The 21,644-nt window shown below is 60.2% G+C and carries 22 protein-coding genes; 9 read left to right on the top strand and 13 right to left on the bottom strand.

The window, feature by feature from the left end:
* The first annotated feature begins 20 nt into the window (after window positions 1-20).
* From ACQ4N7_RS02265 to ACQ4N7_RS02245, 5 genes are read left to right on the top strand one after another with little or no spacing between them, the layout of a single operon-like run.
* On the top strand, window positions 21-896 hold the full coding sequence (locus ACQ4N7_RS02265) for a DUF4230 domain-containing protein (RefSeq protein ID WP_430709993.1): 876 nt from the start codon (window positions 21-23) through the stop codon (window positions 894-896).
* A gap of 8 nt (window positions 897-904) precedes the next feature.
* Window positions 905-1,702, top strand: a complete 798-nt coding sequence (locus tag ACQ4N7_RS02260) for a glutathione S-transferase family protein (RefSeq protein ID WP_430709992.1) — start codon at window positions 905-907, stop codon at window positions 1,700-1,702.
* A 3-nt stretch (window positions 1,703-1,705) separates the two neighbouring features.
* Entirely contained in the window at window positions 1,706-2,989 is a 1,284-nt protein-coding gene (locus ACQ4N7_RS02255) for an FAD-binding oxidoreductase (RefSeq protein WP_430709991.1), read from the top strand.
* Between the two features lie 14 nt (window positions 2,990-3,003).
* A complete protein-coding gene (locus ACQ4N7_RS02250; RefSeq protein WP_430709990.1) occupies window positions 3,004-3,402 on the top strand; it encodes a nuclear transport factor 2 family protein in 399 nt (132 codons plus the stop codon).
* 23 nt (window positions 3,403-3,425) lie between these two features.
* Window positions 3,426-3,824, top strand: a complete 399-nt coding sequence (locus tag ACQ4N7_RS02245; protein WP_430709989.1) for a hypothetical protein — start codon at window positions 3,426-3,428, stop codon at window positions 3,822-3,824.
* 89 nt (window positions 3,825-3,913) lie between these two features.
* Here ACQ4N7_RS02245 and ACQ4N7_RS02240 read toward each other — a convergent pair whose 3' ends face one another.
* From ACQ4N7_RS02240 to ACQ4N7_RS02205, 8 genes are all read right to left on the bottom strand, one after another.
* On the bottom strand, window positions 3,914-4,585 hold the full coding sequence (locus ACQ4N7_RS02240) for a hypothetical protein (protein ID WP_430709988.1): 672 nt from the start codon (window positions 4,583-4,585) through the stop codon (window positions 3,914-3,916).
* A gap of 171 nt (window positions 4,586-4,756) precedes the next feature.
* A complete protein-coding gene (yfcF, locus tag ACQ4N7_RS02235; protein WP_430709987.1) occupies window positions 4,757-5,413 on the bottom strand; it encodes a glutathione transferase in 657 nt (218 codons plus the stop codon).
* A 77-nt stretch (window positions 5,414-5,490) separates the two neighbouring features.
* Window positions 5,491-6,288, bottom strand: a complete 798-nt coding sequence (locus tag ACQ4N7_RS02230; protein ID WP_430709986.1) for a hypothetical protein — start codon at window positions 6,286-6,288, stop codon at window positions 5,491-5,493.
* A gap of 261 nt (window positions 6,289-6,549) precedes the next feature.
* Complete coding sequence (locus tag ACQ4N7_RS02225) at window positions 6,550-7,179, bottom strand: CpcT/CpeT family chromophore lyase (protein WP_430709985.1); 630 nt, start codon at window positions 7,177-7,179, stop codon at window positions 6,550-6,552.
* A gap of 90 nt (window positions 7,180-7,269) precedes the next feature.
* Entirely contained in the window at window positions 7,270-8,364 is a 1,095-nt protein-coding gene (locus tag ACQ4N7_RS02220; protein WP_430709984.1) for a type I secretion C-terminal target domain-containing protein, read from the bottom strand.
* Window positions 8,365-8,576: 212 nt separating this feature from the next.
* Window positions 8,577-9,374 carry an HAD family hydrolase gene (locus ACQ4N7_RS02215; protein WP_430709983.1) on the bottom strand — a complete coding sequence of 266 codons (798 nt, stop codon included), beginning with the start codon at window positions 9,372-9,374 and terminating at the stop codon, window positions 8,577-8,579.
* A 255-nt stretch (window positions 9,375-9,629) separates the two neighbouring features.
* Window positions 9,630-10,748, bottom strand: coding sequence for a Rieske 2Fe-2S domain-containing protein (locus ACQ4N7_RS02210; RefSeq protein WP_430709982.1), 1,119 nt, complete (start codon window positions 10,746-10,748; stop codon window positions 9,630-9,632).
* 51 nt (window positions 10,749-10,799) lie between these two features.
* The gene (locus ACQ4N7_RS02205) at window positions 10,800-12,755 is read right to left on the bottom strand and encodes an FAD-dependent oxidoreductase (protein WP_430709981.1); all 1,956 of its coding nucleotides are present in this window, start codon (window positions 12,753-12,755) and stop codon (window positions 10,800-10,802) included.
* A gap of 199 nt (window positions 12,756-12,954) precedes the next feature.
* Between ACQ4N7_RS02205 and ACQ4N7_RS02200 the strand changes: the two genes are divergently transcribed.
* The 4 genes from ACQ4N7_RS02200 to ACQ4N7_RS02185 all read left to right on the top strand — a co-directional run bounded on the left by ACQ4N7_RS02200 (window position 12,955) and on the right by ACQ4N7_RS02185 (window position 16,166).
* A complete protein-coding gene (locus ACQ4N7_RS02200; RefSeq protein WP_430709980.1) occupies window positions 12,955-13,728 on the top strand; it encodes an ABC transporter permease in 774 nt (257 codons plus the stop codon).
* Window positions 13,729-13,847: 119 nt separating this feature from the next.
* On the top strand, window positions 13,848-14,648 hold the full coding sequence (locus ACQ4N7_RS02195) for a glutamine amidotransferase-related protein (protein ID WP_430709979.1): 801 nt from the start codon (window positions 13,848-13,850) through the stop codon (window positions 14,646-14,648).
* Window positions 14,649-14,689: 41 nt separating this feature from the next.
* Complete coding sequence (locus ACQ4N7_RS02190) at window positions 14,690-15,595, top strand: NAD(P)-dependent oxidoreductase (RefSeq protein ID WP_430709978.1); 906 nt, start codon at window positions 14,690-14,692, stop codon at window positions 15,593-15,595.
* Between the two features lie 379 nt (window positions 15,596-15,974).
* Window positions 15,975-16,166, top strand: a complete 192-nt coding sequence (locus ACQ4N7_RS02185) for a DUF2949 domain-containing protein (RefSeq protein WP_430709977.1) — start codon at window positions 15,975-15,977, stop codon at window positions 16,164-16,166.
* Window positions 16,167-16,457: 291 nt separating this feature from the next.
* On the opposite strand, the gene hisB is transcribed toward ACQ4N7_RS02185, so the two are convergent.
* The 5 genes from hisB to ACQ4N7_RS02160 form a co-directional block, all read right to left on the bottom strand.
* Window positions 16,458-17,099, bottom strand: a complete 642-nt coding sequence (gene hisB / locus ACQ4N7_RS02180) for an imidazoleglycerol-phosphate dehydratase HisB (RefSeq protein WP_430709976.1) — start codon at window positions 17,097-17,099, stop codon at window positions 16,458-16,460.
* A gap of 328 nt (window positions 17,100-17,427) precedes the next feature.
* A complete protein-coding gene (locus tag ACQ4N7_RS02175; RefSeq protein ID WP_430709975.1) occupies window positions 17,428-18,168 on the bottom strand; it encodes an LmeA family phospholipid-binding protein in 741 nt (246 codons plus the stop codon).
* 380 nt (window positions 18,169-18,548) lie between these two features.
* Entirely contained in the window at window positions 18,549-19,646 is a 1,098-nt protein-coding gene (gene aroB / locus ACQ4N7_RS02170) for a 3-dehydroquinate synthase (RefSeq protein ID WP_430709974.1), read from the bottom strand.
* Window positions 19,647-19,849: 203 nt separating this feature from the next.
* Window positions 19,850-20,734 carry a helix-turn-helix domain-containing protein gene (locus tag ACQ4N7_RS02165; RefSeq protein ID WP_430709973.1) on the bottom strand — a complete coding sequence of 295 codons (885 nt, stop codon included), beginning with the start codon at window positions 20,732-20,734 and terminating at the stop codon, window positions 19,850-19,852.
* A gap of 50 nt (window positions 20,735-20,784) precedes the next feature.
* Entirely contained in the window at window positions 20,785-21,522 is a 738-nt protein-coding gene (locus ACQ4N7_RS02160) for a DUF554 domain-containing protein (protein WP_430709972.1), read from the bottom strand.
* Window positions 21,523-21,644: the final 122 nt, after the last annotated feature.

Raw genomic sequence — 21,644 nt, 5'->3', positions numbered from 1 at the left:
CCATCCACCCATCCACCCCTATGCGCCCTGCACCGCCCGATCGCACCCCACCTTCCCCACCGCGCTACGCTGACCCCATCGATCCCTGGCCGATTCCAGTGCCCCAGCCCGTGCAGCCTCAGCCGCGATCGCGCCGCGAGTCCCCCAGATCGCCCTTTCGCCCCATTCGCACGGTGTTCAACGCGCTGATTGGCGGTGCGGTGCTGGTGGGGGTGGCAGTTGGGGTGGGCTTCTGGCGATCGCCCGATCGCTTTCTCGAAGGTGCGCGCCTCATGCTGATGGCTGCCCCAGCCGAGCCCCAGGTGGATGTGCGATCGGTCGTCGTGCAGCAGCTGCGGGGGGCCAGCGAGCTGACCACGGCGATTTTTGCCATGGAGGCGGTGGTGCCGACTAAGAGCGATCGCACCCTGGCGGGCTACGTGATTGGCTCTACTAACCTGCTCTACATTGCCTACGGCGAGGTGCGGGCTGGAGTTGACCTGGCCGAACTCACCGCTGCCAACGTGCAGGTGACGGGCGACGATGCCATTCAGATCACCCTGCCGCCGCCCAAAATTCTCGACAGCAAAATCGACCTGAGCAAATCCAACGTGTTTGACTACAGCCGGGGCTTTTTGGGCCTGGGGCCAGATGTCGCGCCCGAGCTGCAGGAAAAAGCCCAGCAGGAGGCGCTGATAAAAATTGAAGAAGCCGCCTGTCGGGAGAACCTGCTGGCCGAGGCCAACCGTCGCGCCGAAGTCACCGTGGGGCAGCTGCTCGCTACCGCCGGGTTTGAAACCGTCACCGTCACCACCCAGCCACCGACTAATTCCGCCTGTGCAGCGCCTGCAAATAGCGATACAGTGTTACCGGGTTTACCCGTACCCACTCCGCCCCCCGCAGACCCTGGTCAATAAGGACTCCTATGCTAGAGCTGTACCAGTTTGAAGCTTCCTGTTTCGCCGAAAAAATTCGTCTGATTCTCGACTACAAGCAGGTGCCCTACCGCAAAGTCGAAGTCACCCCCGGCGTCGGCCAGGTCGAAGTATTTCAGATGTCAGGCCAGCGCCAGGTGCCCGTGCTCAAAGACGGCGAATTGGTAATTCCCGACTCGACCGCGATCGCCCTCCACCTCGAAAAAGCCTATCCCGATCGCCCCCTCATCCCTACCGACCCCAAGCAAAAGGGTCTGTGCCTGGCGTTAGAGAGCTGGGCCGACGAGGCGATCGTGCCCAAGGCCCGCATCGTCATGGTTGGGGCCTTCAAGCAGCACCCCAACTTTCGCACCGCCCTGCTGCCCAGCTTTACCCCCGGCCCCCTGCGCGATCTGGTCGGCGCGCTGCCGGGCGACATTCTCAACCTGGTGGGTACCGGCGTCGGCTTTGGCCCAGGGGATATTAAGGTGGCTACCGCTGGCCTGCGCCAGGACCTCGAAGCGCTGGTGCTGATGCTGCAAAACAGCCCCTACCTGCTGGGCGATCAGCCCAGCCTGGCCGACTTTGCCGTAGCCGCCGCCACCATGTACCTCAAGTTTCCCAGCGCCCAGTACGTCGATTTGCCCAATGGCATCAGCGGTAGAGGCGTCCCTGGCCTGGTGGATGTGCCCGAATTTCAGGCTTTCTTTGAATGGCGCGATCGCCTCTATAGCGAGTTCCGAGCCGCCCGCACCAATGTGCCCCCCGCCAGCCCCGGCAGCGGCCCCACGCCGATCAGCATTGACTAGGGTATGGCCAACGTTGCTGAAATTCTGAGGGATGTTCTAGGAGACAGCTTGGGGAGCGATGCCGTTCTCTCCCCCGATGCCCTCGCTCTACCCCCCTACCTGACCCCAGAAGCCGTTGTTTGCCCCGCCACTGAAGCCGAGCTGGCGGCGGTAATGGCCTGCGCCCACCAGCATCGCTGGCGAGTGGTGCCCTGCGGCAGCGGCAGCAAGCTGACCTGGGGCGGCCTGGGAAATGGGGTCGATCTGGTGGTCAGCACCGCCCGGCTCAGCCAGGTGATCGAGCATGCGGTGGGGGATATGACGCTCACGGCCCAGGCCGGGGTAACGCTAGCGGATTTGGTCCCTCGGCTGGCCCAGCACAATCAGTTTCTCGCCATCGACCCGGCCTATCCGGAGCGAGCTACCCTGGGCGGCATTGTCGCCACGGCAGATACCGGCTCGCTGCGCCAGCGCTACGGCGGCCTGCGGGATATGCTGATCGGCATTTCCTTTGTGCGCTACGACGGGCAAATTGCCAAGGCGGGCGGGCGCGTGGTCAAAAATGTGGCGGGCTACGACCTGATGAAGCTCCTGACCGGCTCCTACGGCACTTTGGGCATCGTGTCTCAGCTCACCTTTCGCCTGTACCCAGGGCAGGATGTGTCGGGAACAGTGGTGGTAACGGGGGCCGCTGACCGGGTAGACGGGCTGGTCGGTGCCCTGCGTCTATCGCCGCTGACGCCTGTCGCGATGGACGTGCTGTCCCCTGCCCTAGCGGCACACCTGGGCTATGGTGAAACCTTTGCCCTGCTGGTGCGGTTTCAATCGATCGGCCCCGGAGTCGAAGAACAGGTGGCATCGCTCCTGAGCCTGGTGGGTGAGGGCCTCTCTGCCCGCATTCTTGACGGGGTAGAGGATGAGCAGGCCTGGGCTACCGCTTGTGCGGCCTTGTTCCCCCCTGCTTCAGAACAGAACGACGCGGTGGTGGCTAAAGTCGGGGTTCTGCCTGCCAAAGCAGTGGGCTGGCTGGCAGCGCTTCCCGAGGGTAGCCTGGCCCGACTGCACGGGGGCAGCGGCATTGGCACCGTGCGGTGGGCGACAGCCACGGCAGAAATGGTAAAGGAAGTGCGGTCTAACGCCGAAGCGGCCAGCGGCTACCTCACCCTGCTTGAAGCCCCTATATCGCTGAAAAAATCGATCGATGTGTGGGGCTACAGCGGCAGCGCCCTAGGCATGATGAAGGCGATAAAAGCCCAGTTCGACCCCCACGACATCCTCAGCCCCGGTCGGTTTGTGGGCGGCATTTAAGGGACGGCGTAGACATGTCTGGAGCCAGCGCCCATACGCTGCAAGTGGCCGAACAGGCCTTTCAGGCTTTTGCCACCGGTCTGGCCAGCGGCGACTGGGCGGCCTTTTTGGCCTGCCTGAGCGACGACTTCACCTTTTGGTTTCCGGCTGGCCCGTTCAAAGGGCTCAACCACGGCAAAGCCAGGGCTGAGGAGTTTTTTACGCTGGCCTCGACGGTGTTTCCAGTGGGGTTGACGCTGGTGGTGCAGCAGGTTACCTCTAACCCCACCACCGTTGTCTATGAAGTGCGCTCCAGCGGAACCATGCTGGGGCAGGCCTACGAAAACCAGGCGGCGATCGCCTTCGAAATTAAGGATGGTAACGTTTGCGCCTATCGCGAATATTTAGGCGTAATTTTTCAACTGGGGCAGTAGCCAGACATCAACCATCCTCAACTATGAACTCAGCCGAAACTCCCGCTCAACCCACCCTCGAACCCTCTGTAATCAAGGCTCGCAATACCCTGCTGGCCCTGTTTGTGGCGCTGTGTGTGCTCGATCTGGGGCTGGTTATTTTGGCCAAAGATAAATGGGCGATCGCACGAATTTTGCTCACCGCTGGGGTGATGTACCGGGTCTGGCAGGGTCGCAAGTGGGCCAAGTGGGTGCTGCTGGCGATTCTAACGCTGCTGATGGTCAGCCTGGTGGCCCTGGTCATCGTCCTGGGGTCTCAGCTTTCGACGGTGCTAGCCGTGGGCAGCGTGGCGTTGGCCATTCTCAGCACCGTTACCGCCATTTATATGACCACCAACCCAGACCTACAGCGCTTTTTGCACTACAAAAGACAGGCTGGGTAGACCCTTGGGAACTACAACGGAGCCCAAATCCTGAGCACAGCAACGCAGAGCTGACGGGCGCGATCGCCTTTTTTGCCTCAGCCTCAGGCCTACTCTAAGCTGAGGTTGAGGCAGCTTTTGGCATCGGCGATCGCCGTTTTCATGTGTCGATTGGTGTTTTTGGCGATGACTTCGACAATTCGGTTAGCCATTTTGAGGTCATTAATGCCAAGCTGCACCAGGCGTGCCCTCAAGGCGCTGTTGAATGCCGTGGCCAGGGCCGACTGCTGAAAGTGAAGCGTCGCCAGGCGAGCGTCTTGATCGCTAAGCTCAAAGATTCCCAGAGCTTTCATTTCGAGGGTAATCGTTTTGGCCTGGGGCGTACCGTCTTTGGCCGCCAGCCACTGCTCGACTTTGGGATGCTGCTTAACAAATTCTCGAAAGCTTTCCAGATAGGCGGCCTGGCTGATGAGGGCAACAGACTGGGCCAGCGTGAGTTCTTTTTGGGTAGTTTCCAGATAAACCTTCAGCAGTCCGGGGCCGATTGGCAGAAAAGGCAGAGTTGACCCGACCAGCTTGCCCAGAGGGGAATTAAGCGCGGCCAACAGCGAATCGAGCTGGTTCACCAGTGGCGCTAGCGTTTGGAGGTTGGGGCCTTCTTCTGCAAATACCTGGGCTAGCCCCAACACGGCATCGGCGGCATCGACAGTGCCCTTGGCTCCCCCCAGCGCAGCCAAGTCGCAGATATCGGCGGTCAGAAAGCTCCAGAGGCGAGTGGCCATTAACGGTTCCTCAAAGACATTTTAGGTTGAGGAAAAGGATCCATCTCAAGCTCAGATCAATCGTTAGGCTGCGTTCTATAGCCATCGCCAGCATAGTTCAGACATTCCAAAGGGTTTGGCGCGATGGCGATAGGCCCATTCGCCGCTCAAGTTTTCGCTAATGACGGTCATCTACATCCTAAGCGAACCGGCCACCGCTAGGCCTTGCTCTATCCAAGCCCGTACCGATGGCCGTTGCCACTGGTGCTGAACATACTCTACCAGCCGATCGGGTACCTCATCGCCATTGGCCACCAGGCGATTGATCATCAGCGCCAAATCGGTGTCGGCGATGCACCACTGGCCCAAGAGCGACAGATGGTGGTCTTTAAGCAGCGCTGTCGCGGCCTCGAAAAGCTGCTCGGCGGCAAACCGGGCGCTGTCTGATAGGGGGGTGTCTGAGGGCTGTTGAAAGATAACCGCAGTGGGGCGCTCGTCGCGCAGGGGAAGCAGGTCGCTGCGTAGCCAGGCCTGAACCTGCCGCGCCCTGGCCCGCTGATCGGGCTGCTGTGGATAGAGGGCGGCGTAGGCTGGCGGCGGAAAAACCTCCTCCAGATACTCGGTAATCGCTGACGATTCAGAGAGAGAAAATTTACCGTGCTCCAGCGCGGGAACCCGACCCGTGAGCGATCGCCGTTGATAATCAGCCTGGCGGTTTGCCTGGGTTGTGAGATCGACGCCGATTAAATCGTGGGGCAGCGCTTTCTCGTGGAGAGCCACAAACACCGACATGGCGTAGGGGCTCATAAATTGAGCATCGACATATAGCCGCAGTTGAGGTTGGTCCATGCTGTTTGCCTAAACGTAATGCAAATCGCGGTTTGGATTGAGCCTGCGGCCCTGGCTCGGTCCCTGAGCGGCTCCTGCTAGCGCTTCAAAATCCAGTTCACTAGAGGAATGGCGGCCTTGGCGGGCAGCGGCTCCACGGCAAAGCGAAAGGGCAGCAGCAGCATGACGGGCCGACCGCCGCGATCGCTAAACGGCTTGAGCTGCACCACCAGGTCAATGGAGTAGTTGCGCAGGGGCGCTTTGAAGCTGGCCAGTTTGGGAATGTCTATCGTCGGGGCGGCCTGCTGCAACACCTGGGTATCGGCGCTGCGGCTAAAGCAGTCTTCGCTGGTGACAACGGTGCTGAGGTACTGATTGGGGTTGACCACGCTGGCCACCTGGGGCAGGGCCAGGTCAAGGCGCATGCCGGGGGTCTGGCGAATCACGCGGCGAATTTCGTTGGTCATGCGGCTAATGGAGCTGCGATCCCAGTCGATGATCACCTGGAGGGCGCTGCTCTGATTGATGACCTGTACCGTTAGGCCTTGAATGGGCTGGAGCGGATGCGGTCCCTGGGGCAGCACCTGCACCACAATCTGAGCGATCTGCGGCGTTTCGGGCCGGTCCTCCGGCGGTGCAAGGCTGCGGGGTTCGGGCACCGTCAGCCGCAGGGAGACAGCTTTGCCCAGGGGTTCTACCCCAGGTAGGACTTCGGCAGCGGTTTCGTCAAACCCCTGGCGCACCATCTGCGATCGCACCGTACTCTCCAGGCTAGCGGCATCGGGCACCAGCACCACCTGGTCTTCTAACTCTGCCTCAATTGACAGCGCCATCTGATAGACCACGTAGCCTATACAGATGAAATACACCGTCAGAATGAGGATATCGATCTCCATGCGAGTTGGGTCAGAAGGGTCGGGGTTTAGAGAGCAGGAGTGCAGCCAGGAGGGCTAGCCAGCGGCAGCTTCAACAGGACAGTCGCAATCAGCTTATTCCTGAGCCATCGGGCCAAGGCAGTATAGCCACAAAGGCGACAATTTCCCTGGAAAACGCTGCGCGATCGCCTCTGAGGCAAGGCTACAGGGCTTCGAACATCGCTTTAGGGTAACACCGATAGCCGCGCCGCAAGCAGGAAAAAAGCCCGCTTTATCAGCACCTTACTCCGGCAGGGCAAAGGCGCTTTGCTTCACCAGGCAAAATGGTCCCATCTTTGGCCCCCAGGTGGTTTTGCCGGTCTCAGGATCGATGCCGCGATCGTTCATTTGAAACACCATCGGGCTGCCGGGGGTAGACGACTCGGGGCCAATGTCAAAGGCCAGCCGCACGTAGGAGGTAACGCCATTGGCGGTAAAGGTGCACAGGCTGTCGCCGGGCAGTCGAGCGCTGTAGGTCTGACCATCGGGCTGGCGCTCAATGGCAAGCCCGCAGGTGGGCAGGTCGATGAATGCCTGACGGCTCAGACTGGCCAGGCGATCGGGCTGGGTAGCGCCCCCCTGGTAGGCACTCGGATCTGGCAGGGCGTAGTACTGCCCCCAAAGACCATTGTCTTTGGTCGTCAGGTGTAGAATGCGCTGCCGGTAGGGCGGCTTGCCCGAGGTAACGCCAATCTGCTCAATAAAAAAGCCGTAGCCCTCGCTAAAGACAGACCGGGGCAGGGGCCGCAGCCACAGCCGCAGGTGTAAATACCAGGCCGGGTCGGCCAGGGACTGGGAACGGTTGTCAAACTCTCCCGCCAGGGCGGTGGCCAACGGCTGCAGCTGGGCCTCAATCATGGTCGTTGCCTGCATTGCTTCAGCCCTGATGCTACCGGAAAGCGGGGCGATCGCAATCGCCACCTAGTGCAGTGTCAAAAGGCCAGCGCCATAGGCTGAGGCGAATTACTTGAGCAGAGGCACCCCCGTGGGCGGCGTAAAGATGATGCTGGCAGGGGTAATCGTATCGGCCTGCACCCCCAACAAAATGGCCTCGGTCGAGGTCTGTCCCAGGGACGTAGTGATCTGCACGTGGGTATCGGCCCCTATCTGCGCAAGGCTCAAGAAGGTCAAGTCGCTACCGGCAAACGAAGGCTGGTTGGCAATCAGGCTCAGGTCGAGGCGATCGCCCTCGTCGGCCTTGAAGTCGAGGATCGTATCGGGTTCACGGATGACTACGCTAGGATCCACCAGCGGGCTGTAGGCCCCTGGGCTATTGAGCCGAAAGACATCGGCCCCCGCCCCGCCAACCAGCGTGTTGGCCCCACCCCCACCGTAGAGAATGTCATTGCCTGCACCACCGACCAGCAGGTCGTCACCAGCGCCGCCCTCGATCGCATCGTCGCCGTTTCCACCAAACAGGCCGTTGTCGCCAGCCCCACCCACCAGGGTATCGTTGCCAACGCCGCCAAAAGCCAGATTGTAGCCCTGACCAGTCAAAATCAGGTCGTCGCCGCTAAAGCCCAGCAGGGCATTGTCAGCGGCAGTGCCAATCAAAAAGTTCTTGCCGCTGGTGCCCTGTAGCACGACAAACGTGCGCGAGGGGGGCTCAGTGCTGGCAGCGCCTAGTCCGCCCAGGCCACCTGGTGCTGCCGTAAACAGGCCGTCAAGCGCTGTTGAGAAGAGATCTACAGGTTCACTTACGGCGCTCAAGCTGCCCTGAGCCAGATTGACCTGGTACAGCACAGGGCCAGTCGCTGAGCGCCCGTAGAAAAAGACGTTGTCTACGGTTGCGACTGCGGCCCCTGCGGGCAGCGCCAGCGCGCTGGCGCTGTCTAAAGCGGGTGCCATAGCACTCTCGGTGGTGCCCCCGGCCTCAGCACTGGCCAAGGCAACTAGCGCAACCGATTCCTGAACAACGGCAGGTTCTGCCGGAGGCACGCCCGCAGCATCGCTGGTGCCCAAATTACCAGTATCTAAAGCGCCAGGAGCCGGGTCATCAACAATAGTGGCCTCTGGTGCAGCGGGAGTCTTAACCGGGGGAACAAACAGGTCAGTCATGGCAACACAGGGGCGAACAGCATGGCTTCGAGTTTGGGCCATCGACGTTAACCAAAGCTTTACCAATGACCCCAGCCTCTATCCCTGATTCTGACGCTGGCGCATAAATCCGGAAAATTTCGCTTGGTAGCATCACGAACATTTTAAGCAAGAGCAACTGTAGTCAAGATTACGTAAATCCACGGTGAAGCATATGTTACATCGCTGCGGGATTACTTTACCCAACTCGAAAACGAATCGCAAAACTGAGGCAGAGTGAGTCGATGAATGCCCTGCGTTGCCATGGCGCGATCGGCTGCCGTGTTGTAGCCCCAGTCGGCCAAAAACAGCCCCACATTCCCCAGATCGGGCTGATCCTGCACCGCCTGCAGTGCCTTCACGCGATCCTCCACAAACCAGAGGGCGTACCCAGCCCTGGCCGACTTGATCAGCCGCAGGGTTTCGTACTTGGGCCGCTTGACCTCTTTACCTAGAATACGATCGCCCGGCTCCGGTCCCAGGGGGCCATCACCCGGCAGCGTAATGCCTCCCTGGACGAGTAATTGCTGAATAAAGCGCCCTTCTTTGGTAGAAATTATGACTAGCTCCACCCCGTCTGCGATCGCCTGGCGCAGCCGATCGACTACCCCAGGATAAAACCGCTGGTAGCTGAGCCAGTCGTCAATATTGGTATGAATCCAGCGATCGCGCACCCCATCCACCGCCTGCCCCAGGGTGGCAGGCTCCACCTTGCCCTGCTCCAGCAGCTGCGGCACCAGCTCAGGCCAGCCCTCTAAAATGTCCTGATCAGCCACCCCGCTCATCAGCCCGTAGAGCACCAGCGGCATCTCCCAGCCCGTTTCTACCACCGGGCGCAGCGGATAAAAGCGCTCCGCCAATCCCTCCGGCGGTGCCCCTGCACTGGGCTCAAATACATCGGTATAGGCCCGCCACGCGGTTTGAAAATACTCCCGCAGCCCGTCGCAAACCACACCGTCAAAATCAAGCGCCAGAATATCGGGGGAAGCCATTGGGGAAGGAAAATAGGGGGCAAGGGTTCAGGTTTAAGGTATCAGGTGTCGGGTGTCAGGTGTCAGGTGTCAGGTTCTGCCTTAGATTCCACCCCTCACCTCCTGAACCTGCAACTCACCCATCCATCCGTCCACCCCTTTCTCCCTACGGGAGACGCTAACGCGTTGGCGAAGCCTGTCCACGGGACAAACGACTACGCTCCCTTCGACTTCGCTCAGGGGCCGTCACCCATTTACCCATCCACCCATCTACTCCTACTCCGCCTGCTGCCGAATCAACTGCTGCACCGCCGTCAGCGCCCGGTTCAGCTCCGGCCCCCGGTAGGTAGGGTGTTGCTCAAAGGCCTGCTGCTCTTGCTCCAGCATCAGCACATCTTCGCGCACCAGCCGCCGCAGCACAAAGCTGGCCGAGTTGGTGAACGATCGCTTCACGAACCGCCGCACCGCCAGCGGCGTTTTGTGCAGCCTTGGGAACCGCTCCAGGGAGGTAAAGTGCAGCAGGTAGGCACGGGTGTGGGTTTCGCTGACCGGGCAAAACAGGCAGTAGATGACGAAGTCGTCCCCCAGGGTCGACTTCCAGTGGGGGTAATAATAGTAGACATCAAGCGGCTCGGGGTGGAGCTTACGCAGAGATGGAATGATCAGCTGAGAGGCCGACCAGATTTTGTCGATGCGGTAGTAGCTCTCGGCGTCGTAGTGGGCGTGGACATGGGCCTCGTCGGCCTCTAGCCCGGCCAGCACCGGGTTGGCCCACACCTGGGCTCCGCCGTGCAGGTGGCCGTGGTACATGTCCATTAAATTCTCAATTAAGAATGAGTAATGGGCTTGTACGTCGATGGTGGCCACCGAGCCGATGAAGTTGAGGTGCTCCCACTCGGGCACGGGCAGGGGCGCGACCTGCTGGGCCAGCGCCGCCTCGCCAGGGAACAGCCAGATAAAGCCGTCCCGCTCTTGCACCGGGTACCGCCGCAGGATGCAGGTAGGCAGCTTTTGCTGGGGCTCCAGGTAGGGCACGTGGGCGCAGGTGCCGTCGGGAGCAAACTGCCAGCCGTGGTAGGCGCAGACCAGGTTGTCGCCCGCCACGGTGCCCTCGCTGAGCTTGACCTGGCGGTGGGGACAGCGGTCTTCGACGGCGATGGGGGTACCAGCGCGATCGCGGTACAGCACAATCGGCTGGTGCCACAGGGTGACCGCCAGAGGTTTATCCTTCAGCTCCTCACTCTGGGCCACCACATACCAGTGGTTGAGGTTGATGCCCAGCTGTCGCAGGGGGCGTTTAGGAACCAGCGCCGCTTCAGGGTCTGAGGAACCTTGGCCGCTACCCGGCTCAGGCTGTTCAAGGGTTGTGACCGCTGTGCTCTCTAATCCATCCATTTCACACCTGCCCTATGGCTGAAAATCCGTCTGCCCATGCCGGGATAGTCCCTAAATTTTAAGCACCCCTTCCGGGTTAACCGACAGAATGGGGCGGCGCTGCACCCCTTCGCGCTGCAGGATCGCATTGGCCGCCAGCAGGCCGCTGCTCACCGCTCGCTCCATCAGCCCGCAGGGGAAGGGCATGCGCACCCAGTCGCCCGCAAACAGCAGGTTGTCGGCGGGGGTAGTGGTTTGGGGCCGGTTGGCAAAGCTGCCGGGGGGAAAGCCGGCAAAATTCTTCTGGTTGACCAACTGCCGGTGCAGCACGGTTGCGCCCTTCAGCTCGGGCACAATGTCGTACAGCTCGGCCTCGAAGGTGCTGAGAATGTCGGCCTGGGTGGGAAAGTCTTTTTCTTTATAGCAGTAGGCGTGCAGCTCGACGACGCTGCCCCCGGTGCGATCGCTCCAGGCAATATAATCGTCCTGAATGCGGTGGTAGAGGGTAATGCTGTCGGTGAGCTTGTAGCCCGAGAGCGAGGTAAACCAGCTGTGCTGCCAGTCAAAGTCGCGATCGAACCAGAAGCGGCCCACGGCAAAGGGGTCGGCCACCCGCAGCTGATCGACCTGGGCCACCAGGGTCGGTTCCACGTCGCCCTCTGAGAGGGCAAACAGGGCTTTGATGCCGGGGATATCGGCGGCCATCACGTAGTAGTCGGCGGTGAGATCGTGGGCTACATTGACCTCGGCGTTGACGGCAGCGGCCACCAGCTGAATGCGATCGCCCTCTCGCTGCAGCACCTTAAACGCCGTCAAATTTTCCCGCGCCGGGCCAGCCAGCACGGCCCCATCGCTGGCGTAGGCGGCTCCGTGGCAGGGGCAGAGGTAGCCGTCGCCATTCGTCTGCACCTGGCGCTGCACGCTACAGCCCTGGTGGGTGCAGGTCAGCGAGAGGGCGGTCTTAGCCCCCGGTGCTACCGAGTAAACGCTGTCTCCAGCCCCGAAGTATTCCATGGTTTCTGAACTCAGCAGCGGGTTGCGATCGACCCAGAAGGGCACCGGATTCACCGCTACGCTGCCGTTCTGGTAGGTGACTCCGGCCACTTTGCCGCCCTGCCAGTTGACCTGGCTGACGGTCACCCCCGTCAGCACCTGACCGCCGTTGGCTTTGATGGCTGCCACCATGGGGTCAACCAGCGATCGCCCCATATCCTGACAGGTGCCGTTGAAGGCCAGCCCCTCCGGGTTACCAAAGAAATAGAAGTGGAAGAACTGCATCAGCTCTCCAGCGCTGAGCACGTCGGGGGCGTTGAGGCTCGACTTGGCGAAGGGCAAAAAGTAGAGGTCGTACAGACCGCGCGGGAAGTCGTTGCCCACCCACTCAGTCACCGACAGGTTGTCGAGGCGCTGGTAGGTCTGGGGGTTGCGAAAGCCGGTAATTTCTCGAAACACCTGCAGGTGCTTGAGGTGAGTCAGGTTGATGCCCCATTCCAGCCGGTTCGACGACGAAATGGCCAGGTCAACAATATTCCACGGAAAGGCCGAGTTGCTGGGGCGAAATACCTCGGGGTCGTAGTGGTCTCTATAGACCAGCGAATAGTAGTCGAGCGATTTGAAGTTTTGCTGAATGCTGAGTTCGTCGACCAGGCTAAACAGGTTGTAGTACTGCGGAAAAAAGCCGTGGAAGCCGTGCTCCATCATGAAGTGATCGTCGCCCACCTGGATCGGCCAGCTGGCAATTTTGCCGCCTAGCTGGGGCGATCGCTCCAGCAGCGTGACCGCCACCCCGCGCTGGCTCAACTCGTAGGCCGTCGCCAGCCCCGCCAGCCCGCCACCCACAATGATGGCCGAGGTCGATCGCCCCACCCGAGCGGGCAGCTCCAGGCGATCGCGCTGAAACACGGTGGGCTGGGGCTTGCTGAGGCGCGAATAGCTCAGCAGAGCCGCAATACCTCCTACACCAAAAAGCTTAAGGACATTACGACGGGCCAGGGTTTGGGCGAATAGCCCCTCTAAAGATTGACTCATCTGGGGTTTTAGCGTTGCTTAGGTCAAACTCGCCTGGGAAGTATTCCCGAGGGTGTGTGGAGAGCGACTTGGGCATTACGGTAACACAGCTTCCCGGCCAGGGTAGGGCATCCAGGGCTCCCGGCCAGAGGAGGTGGATCCCACGTGAAACCTGTTAAAGACTGTAATATTAAGTTGCCTTCACAGTCTACTCATCCTGATGAAATACGTGCGAGAGACCCTGGCGGTTGCCCAGCGCATCTTGGTTGAACTGGGGCGGCGGCGACGCAGCCTAATTTTTTGGGCGATTTTTCCGGTGCTGCTGCTGATTCTCAACAGCTTGATTTTGCAGGAGCGGCTGCAAATTTCCCTGGCCGAGGCCTATACCCGGGCGGCTCCCTCCACCCTGGTCGGGGCGGCGCTGTTCTTTAGCGGCCTAGGCGGCAGCGTGGCCACAGTGGTGTCTGAGCGCGAGCAAAAGACGCTGAAGCGCCTGTTTCTGTCGCCCCTGAGCGGGGTGTCGTATTTTTTGGGCATCTGTTTGGCCTATGGGGCGATTGGGCTGGGGCAAACGGCGCTGGTCTACGCGATCGCCCTCTTCTACGGTGCCAGCCTGGGCGGCAACCCGCTGGCCAACCTGCTGATTGTGCTGCTCAGCATTGCCGCCTACGTGGGGGTGGGGTTTGTGCTGGGCACCCAGCTCGCCCGCCGCACCGAAGACGTCAATGCCCTGATTGCCGCCTTCGGCATTCCGCTGATGATTTTGGGAGGGACATTTTTGCCCACGGCCTTTTTCCCCGACTCGCTGGCCCGGCTGACCCAGTTCAACCCGATTTATCACATGATCGAAGCCCTCTCTGGGGTCGTAGTGGAGGGCAGCACCCTGGCCGAGGTCGGCCCCCACGTACGTTTTTTGGGCCTGTTTGCCGTGGCTATGGTGGTGGCTGGCTGGCTGTCCTACCGCCGCATGGTGCAGGTCGAGCGCCAGCTGTAGGGGTGGCTTAGCCCCGCTTCTGGGGCTGAAGCGATACAGTTATAAAGACATGTCGGCCCTTTCGAGGGTAATGCCCCCGATATTGGCCGCGCCTCTGCCAGAGGAGAATCACTACGTCTGTGACTGTTCGCCTGCCTGTTTTAGTGCTTGTTCACCAGTCCACCTCTAACCCAGGCCTGGTGGGGGAGGTGCTGAAATCGCTGGGCTTTACCCTCGATGTGCGCTGCCCAGCCATAGGGCAGCCGCTACCCGCCAGCCTGGAGGGCCACAGTGCCGTGGTGGTGTTTGGCGGCCCCATGAGCGCCAACGACGACCACCTGGATTTTATTCGGCAAGAACTCGACTGGATTGCGATCGCCCTGGCCTCAGACAAGCCCTACCTGGGCATTTGCCTGGGCGCACAGCTGCTGGCCCGCACCCTGGGGGCTACTGTGGTGGCTCATCCAGCGGAGCAGCGCGAAATCGGCTACTACCCCATTTTGCCAACCTCGAACGAACTGCTGCCCGGCCCGCTGATGGTCTATCAGTGGCACCGGGAGGGGTTTACCCTGCCCCAGGGCAGTCAGCTCCTGGCCACCGGCTCAACCTTTCCCCACCAGGCTTTTCGCTACGAGCGGCGGGCCTACGGTCTCCAGTTTCACCCCGAAATTACCGCCGCCATGGTCAACCACTGGACCACTGAAGGGGCCGATCACCTCAGCTGCCCCGGAGCCCAGCCGCGAGCCTACCATATTAGCCAGCACCGCCTTTACAGTCCGGCCGTCGAGCGCTGGCTGCGCCAGTTTTTAGCCGGGTGGATCGGGGTTAGCGCTAGCGCCGAGGGGGTGTGGGGACAGTACCACCCCCTTCATTCCCCCGGCCCAGCCCAGGAGATGGCCAAGGGCTACGACCAGCCGCCAACCATGACCGAAATCGGCTAGCCCAACCACAGCATGACCAACCACTAAGGAGACGACAACGGGTGAAGATTGGGGTAATTGGCACTGGATTGATGGGGTCACCGATGGCCCTCAGACTGCTGTCGGCAGGCCATCGCGTGTGGGTGTACAACCGCAGTCCAGAGCGGCTCAAGCCCCTGGAGCTGGCAGGGGCCACGGTTTGCCCTACCCCCCTCGCCCTGGCAGAGACGGTAGAGGCCGTTATTTTCATGGTGACCAATGGTGAGGCGGTGCGATCGCTTCTCGACGACATGGGCCTGCGCGGTCAGACCGCATCCCCTGAGGCAAATTCACCGTCACCCTTGAGCACCTGCGCCATCATTCAAATGGGCACCATTGCCCCCGCCGAAAGTCAGGCCCTGAGCCAGAGCGTCGCCGAAGTCGGCGGCACTTACTTGGAAGCGCCAGTGCTGGGCAGCATTCCCGAGGCCAAAAACGGCAAGCTGATCATTATGGTGGGGGCCGCAGACGAGGCCTACCAGCGCTGGCAGCCCCTGCTCGCCTGCCTGGGCAGCACGATCTACCACGTTGGCCCGGTGGGCAGCGCCGCCACCCTCAAGCTGGCTATGAATCAGCTGATTGGTTCCCTCACCGCCGCCTTTGCCCAAAGCCTGGGGCTGGTGCAGGCCGCTGGTATAGACGTCGAAACCTTTATGTCGGTAGTGCGCCAGAGTGCGCTCTATGCCCCCACCTTCGACAAAAAGCTGCAGCGGATGCAGACCCGCCAGTTCGCCGATCCCAACTTCCCCACCAAGCACCTGCTCAAGGATATGGGCCTGTTTGTCGCCGCCGCCGAGGCCGCTGGGCTGCTGGCCCTGCCAGCAGAAAGCGTGCGCCAGCTCGTTGACCAGGCCGTCGAGGCTGGATTCGCCGACGATGACTACGCCGCTCTCTACAACATCGTTAGCCCTCTACCCAATGCTGACTAGGTCGCTGGCGGGGGCAGCGTCTTGTCTTGATCCCGCCAGCGCAAAAAAGATGAGCAATTATTGAGCAAGTGTTAAGGGTTTCAACGTTCCGTAAAGCACTATCCGAAATTTTGAGCTAAAGCTGGGTATCTTTTATTGCAACCCAGCTGCCCACTACTGAGCTATCCCTGCGGCGATGCTCCTCGGTATCGCCTTAGCCAAGCTCTGTTTTCTTACCAGAGGGGCGATCGCTGAGAAATCGACGCGGTCAACCCGTGCGTATGAGTGTGACAAAAGTTCGTTCAAACCTGCGCGAAATTAATGTTGCCACTGAGGCATCCTTGTGTAAAATCGTGAGCAATATCTATGTGCCCTAGCACCCCTAAGGAGGTGAGACTTGATGACGGTTAGTGTTCAACCCAGTTTGATCCAGTTTTTGCAGGATGATCTAGCGATTTCGGCAGCCTCTATCCAGGTTGCCCTGAAGCACAGCGAGCAAGATCCTGGGCCATTGCCCATGATTCTTTGGCAGTACGGTTTAGTGACCCTAGAGCAACTAGAGCAGATCTATGACTGGATGGAAGCGGCTTAGACCCACAGCACCCGACCCAACCATTAAACAGGCCCACTCGATGAGAGGCGTAGCACCAGCTGCGCCTCTTGTTTATGTTTGGGGGGCAGAGAATTCTTTAGATCAGAACGTTCCGCTTCAGGCCCACAATTGCAGCTGCGATAGACAGCAATTCCCAGGCATGTGCTTATAAAATGCGCCGACCGCAAACTTCGCCCTGGGCAACGTGGTCGGGCAGTTAATAGGCCAGATACACCCTGTCTATGCATCGCTTGGCTCCAGCTACAGAGCCAAGGGAGCGCTATCCAGGCTTCAAATTACCCCTTTAGAGCTAGGAATGAGATGCGCCCGCCGGGGGTCTACCTCAGTAGCCATACGCATGGCTCGGGCAAAAGCTTTAAAGGTAGCCTCAATAATATGGTGCGAGTTAATGCCGTCGAGCTGGCGAATGTGCAGGGTCATCTGGCTGTGGTTGACCACGGCGACGAAAAATTCGCGCACCAGCTGGGTGTCGTAGGTGCCCACCCGCTGGGTCGGAATCTCTAGGCCGTAGCTGAGGTGGGGGCGACCCGAAAAGTCGAGCGCCACCTGCACCAGCGACTCGTCGAGGGGGGCAACAAAGTGGCCAAAGCGGGTAATGCCCTTGCGATCGCCCAGAGCCTGGTGCAGCGCCATTCCCAGGGTGATGCCGACATCCTCGTTGGTGTGGTGGTCGTCGATCTCAATATCCCCCGTGGCCTGTACATCGAGATCAATCAGCCCGTGGGAGGCAATCTGGTGCAGCATGTGGTCTAGAAAGGGAATACCTGTTTTGGCGTTGCACTGGCCGGTGCCGTCTAAATTTAGGCTCACCTGCACATCGGTTTCGCCGGTCGTGCGGCTGACGCTGGCGCTGCGGCTGGGGTAAGTCAGACTGGCATTAGGAGACGCTAGGGGCCGATCTTGGGTTTGCATGGCAGTTTAACGGGTTAAAGCTCGATCATAAACGACCGCTGAACCAGCCCAACCCTTGAGAGCGCTCCTCAAACGACACAGCGTGGAATTCAAACCGCAGTACCCTTTAGTCGGTGCTGCGGTTGCTCTACCCATCCACCCGCCTACCCACCTACTCATCCACCCCTTTCTCCCTACGGGAGACGCTAACGCGTTGGCGAAGCCTGTCCACGGGACAAACGACTTCGCTCAGGGACCGCTCTTCGACTCCGCTCAGGGACCGCCCTTCGACTTCGCTCAGGGACCGTCACCCGCCTACCCATTTATCCCTCTACCAGAACCAGCACCCTTAGCTGCCGGGAAACTTTTCGAGGTGGGCCTTGGCTTGCAGGGTCATGGTCTCTTTCTGCACGTCGATGTGCTCGACCTGAAAGGTCATACCGCTGAGGCTAAACTGACGCAGGTCAAGCAGGTCGTTCGCCGCGGCCAGCAGGCTTTGGGTAAGGGGTTCTGAGGTGTTGTTTGGGTCCATCTGCACATCGTTGAGCATCAGCTGGTAACCCTGGGCATCTACAGCTGGGGTTGCGCTAAAGGCGACGTGCTGCTGTTCCCCCGATTCCAGCTGCTGAACATCAGTTGCGATCGCCACCCGTCCATCTCCGGGCAGCGAAACCTGAACCTGCTGAATCTTCAGCTGCACCGGTTGGCCGTCCAGTTTGACCTCCAGCTTTTGCAGCTTCCGCTGAATGTAGTCAGAATTGCAGGCCCGCTCGATGTCGGCCTGCGTCAGCTTGGCGGCCATGGCGGCATTGGTGGGGCGCGTCAGCTCGATGTTGCCAAAGGCGGCTTTGATCGGGTCGATGGCCATGCCGTCGGTTTTGACCTTCAGTTCTTCGGTGCGCAGGTCGTCCTTAATCACCAAACCTCGCCCCTGAATATCTGCCGACTCCACCTCTCCCTGCACCAGGGTCCCTGGATTGGCGTGAATTTCGGCCTCCAGGGTTTCTGCCGCGTCGAGCTGGGTAGAGAGCCCCATTTCTACGGCCTTGCTAAGCGCCTGCTCACCCAGGTCTGAGTTGCCTTTAGCCATGATTAGTATCCATGTATACGCTTGAAGCCCTCAGTCTAGATGGCTGGCAAAGCCTTTAAGCTCCATCGTGGTAGGGGTTTTGAGCGTTGACAAGAGTTTGCTTTAGGCAGATAAATTAATCTTTCTTAATGAATAGCGCAAGGGGCGATCGGCGTGGCAGCCGTGTCGCCTCAGTTTCTCAACTGGCGCGGCGCAGGGCGATCGCCGACAGAGATCGCCAACCGATGGAAAGACTAGGGCGTGTCATCAATTCTGGCCAAAAACCCTTTAATATCAGCGGTGCCACGCCCGACCAAACAAAACAGGCTAGGGGCTGTAACCGTTGATTTTGGGGCTTTCAAAGGCTAATTGATGACAGCCCCTAGAGCCGAAAGCGATCGCTACAGAGCAGCCAGCAGCGCATCACGGGTGATGTCGCCTGTAACGCAGGCGGCCCCTAGCCCCTCAGGCATGACGAAGCGCACCTGCCCATCTTCAACTTTTTTGTCGCCCTGAAGCAGGTCCAAAATATCGTCTGCGCTCAGCTGCGCGGGGATTTGGGTGGGCAGCCCCGCTTTTTCAATCAGCTTGAGCTGGCGGGTTTCTTCCGCCGCAGTCCAGTAGTTGAGGGCCGTGGCGATTTTGCCGACGGCCACCATACCGATCGCCACCGCTTCCCCGTGGTTGACGCCCCGGTATTGCATCAGGCTTTCCACAGCGTGACCGATCGTGTGGCCGTAGTTGAGAATGGCCCGTCGCCCCGCTTCCTTTTCATCTTGAGAGACTACCTCAGCCTTGGCCTGGCACGATCGCGTCAAAATAGTGTGCAGCAGTTCGTCACTTAGATAGCGGTACTGGTCGAGGCGAGGGGCGGCCTCCAGGGTTTCAAACAGGGTGCGATCGCAAATCACGCCGTACTTGATTACCTCCGCCATCCCAGCGCGAAACTCTCGCGGCGGCAGGGTTTTGAGCACCGTTGGGTCGATCATGACCAGGCGGGGCTGGTGAAAAGCCCCAATCAGGTTTTTGCCCTGGGGATGGTTCACCCCAGTTTTGCCGCCAATGGAGGCATCGACCATCGCTAATAGCGACGTAGGCACCTGCACCACGCTCAGCCCCCGCAGCCAGGTGGCGGCGGCAAAGCCCGTCATGTCGCCAATCACGCCGCCGCCCAGGGCCACCATGGCCGACTTGCGCTCCAGGTGAAAGCCCAGGGCCGCATCGTAGATCTTTTGAATGGTTTTCAGAGTCTTATAGCGTTCACCAGCGGGCAGCAGGCAGGTTTCGACAGCGTAGCCAGCCTGGGTGAGGGCGGCCAGGGCGCGATCGCCATACTGCTTAAAAATTGCTGGGTTCGACACCAGCAGCAGCTTCTGCCCCGGCTTGACCAGCGGCATATCGCCTCCCGCTAGCCAGCTGCCCAAATGGTCGATGCCCCCAGTGGCAACCACCACCTCGTAGGGATTGTTCGGCAGCAGCACAGGAATGACAGATTTCATGGAGATAGCCAGGCGACAGAGACTCTTGCTTTAAAACTGTAGCGGTTTGGCAGCCAGAAACGTGCAACTAGAGGAGTGAGCGCATAGATTTAATGCACTGCTTTGAGCGCTTGCAGAAATAGAGCAACCCTTGCTGGGAGTTCAAAGGCTGAGTGCCAGGGCTGAGGAACAGTTGGCCAACGTTCACCGCAGAGCATAGAGGCTCAGCGCTGTCGCCACTGACCAGGGGTGACCCCCAGCAGGCGCTTGAAATGACGATTGAGGTGACTCTGGTGGGCGAAACCGGTTTGGCAGGCAATATCGGCGATCGCCAGATCGGGTCGCGCCAGCAGCGCTTTGGCCCGCTCGACCCGGCAGCGAATGACGTACTGGTGCGGCGCAAACCCGGTGGACTGTTTGAACAGCTGAGCAAAGTAGTGGGCGCTCATGCCCGCCAGAGTAGCCAGCGTGTCAAGGCTGAGGTCGGTGTCTAGGTGGCTGTGAATGTAGTCAACGACCCGTCGCAGCTTGGCCTGAGATAGGCCATCGCCATAAGTCGTCAGCCGGGGCTGGCGGGTGGCGTAGGTTTGCAGCAGATGCACCGCCAGCGTGGTTGTCAGCGACTCGGCATAGAGGCGGTTTGGAGTGCCCATCTGCAACAGCCGCCGCAGGGCCAGGCCCAGCTGTAGCACCAGCAAATCTTGGGTAGCGAAATGCGGCACCAGTTCAAAGGTAGTGCCGTCGGCGGCCTCATCGAGCGATCGCCCCAGGGCAATCGGGTCAAATACCAGGTTCATAAACTCACCGGGCACGTTCCAGCGCGATCGCTGCCCCACCCCGGCCGGCAGCACCAAAATATCGCCCGGATGCACCCGCTCAATCTTGAACTGGCCGTCAATGCAGCGCTCGGCCACCGCCGTATCGGGCAGCTGGGTAAAAAGCACAATGGCGTGCCAGGGGGTCGCGACCTCGGTCGGGGTTTCCCCCGGCGGCTCCCAGCGGCAGTCGACATAGGTATCGCGCCAGCAAAAATCGACCGTAGACAGCAGCGGCGGGGCCGTAAACACGGCGTCTACCTGGGCTGGGGTGGAAAGCAGCTGAGGGGCCATGCTGTAGCTCGACGGGTACACGCTAACCCGGACAAGTCCAGCTTATCCTATTACAACCGCTGGGCCAGGGCGATCGCCAGCGGGCTGAGCAGCAGCGCCGGTAAAAACGAGGCCACCCGCACCTGACCAATCTCCAGCAAATTGAGGCCAAGACCTAAAATCATCAGTCCGCCCGTGCCGGTAATCAGCAAAACATGGGGGCTGGTGGTGGGGTCTGAAATGATCGACCCCGAGACGCTGGCCAGCAGCGACAGCCCCCCCTGGACCACCAGCACGCTCAGGGCCGAGAAGCCCACCCCAACCCCGTAGGTGCCGGTCAGGGCGATCGCGGCCAGCCCGTCCATCGTCGCCTTGAGCGTCAGCAGGGTATTGTCGCCGGTCAGACCATTGTTGAGGCTGCCCACAATAGCCATCGGGCCAATGCAAAACAGCAGGCTAGCCGCCACAAACCCCTCGGTAAAGCGCCCGCCACCCCTCACCCTGGCCTTGATCCAGGCGCCCAGCACCGATAGGCGCTGCTCGATCTGCCACCATTCGCCCAGCAGCCCCCCCGCCGCCAGCACCAGCAGCGCCAAAATAATCCCATCGATGGGGCCAGCGTCGATTGCAGACAGACCCGTCGCCATCGATACGCCAATCACCACCGTCATCAGCCCCACCGCCTGGGTAATGATCTGCTGCATTGACTTTGGCAGTCGGCTGCGCAGCATCAGCCCCAGAGCCGTGCCCAGCAAAACGGTAGCTACGTTAATCCAGGTGCCGCTGGTGGTCACCCACAGGTTGAGCATAGAGAGTCCTCATGACGAACTAAATAAAGTGCAAAGTGCAAAATTCAAAGTGCAAAATTTTGCACTTTGAATTTTGCACCCATCCCCATCCACCCACTCACCCACTCGCCTACCCACTCCCT

This window comes from Nodosilinea sp. AN01ver1 (assembly GCF_050565655.1).
Taxonomy (GTDB): domain Bacteria; phylum Cyanobacteriota; class Cyanobacteriia; order Phormidesmidales; family Phormidesmidaceae; genus Nodosilinea.
This window is presented reverse-complemented; position numbering and strand designations above follow the sequence as displayed.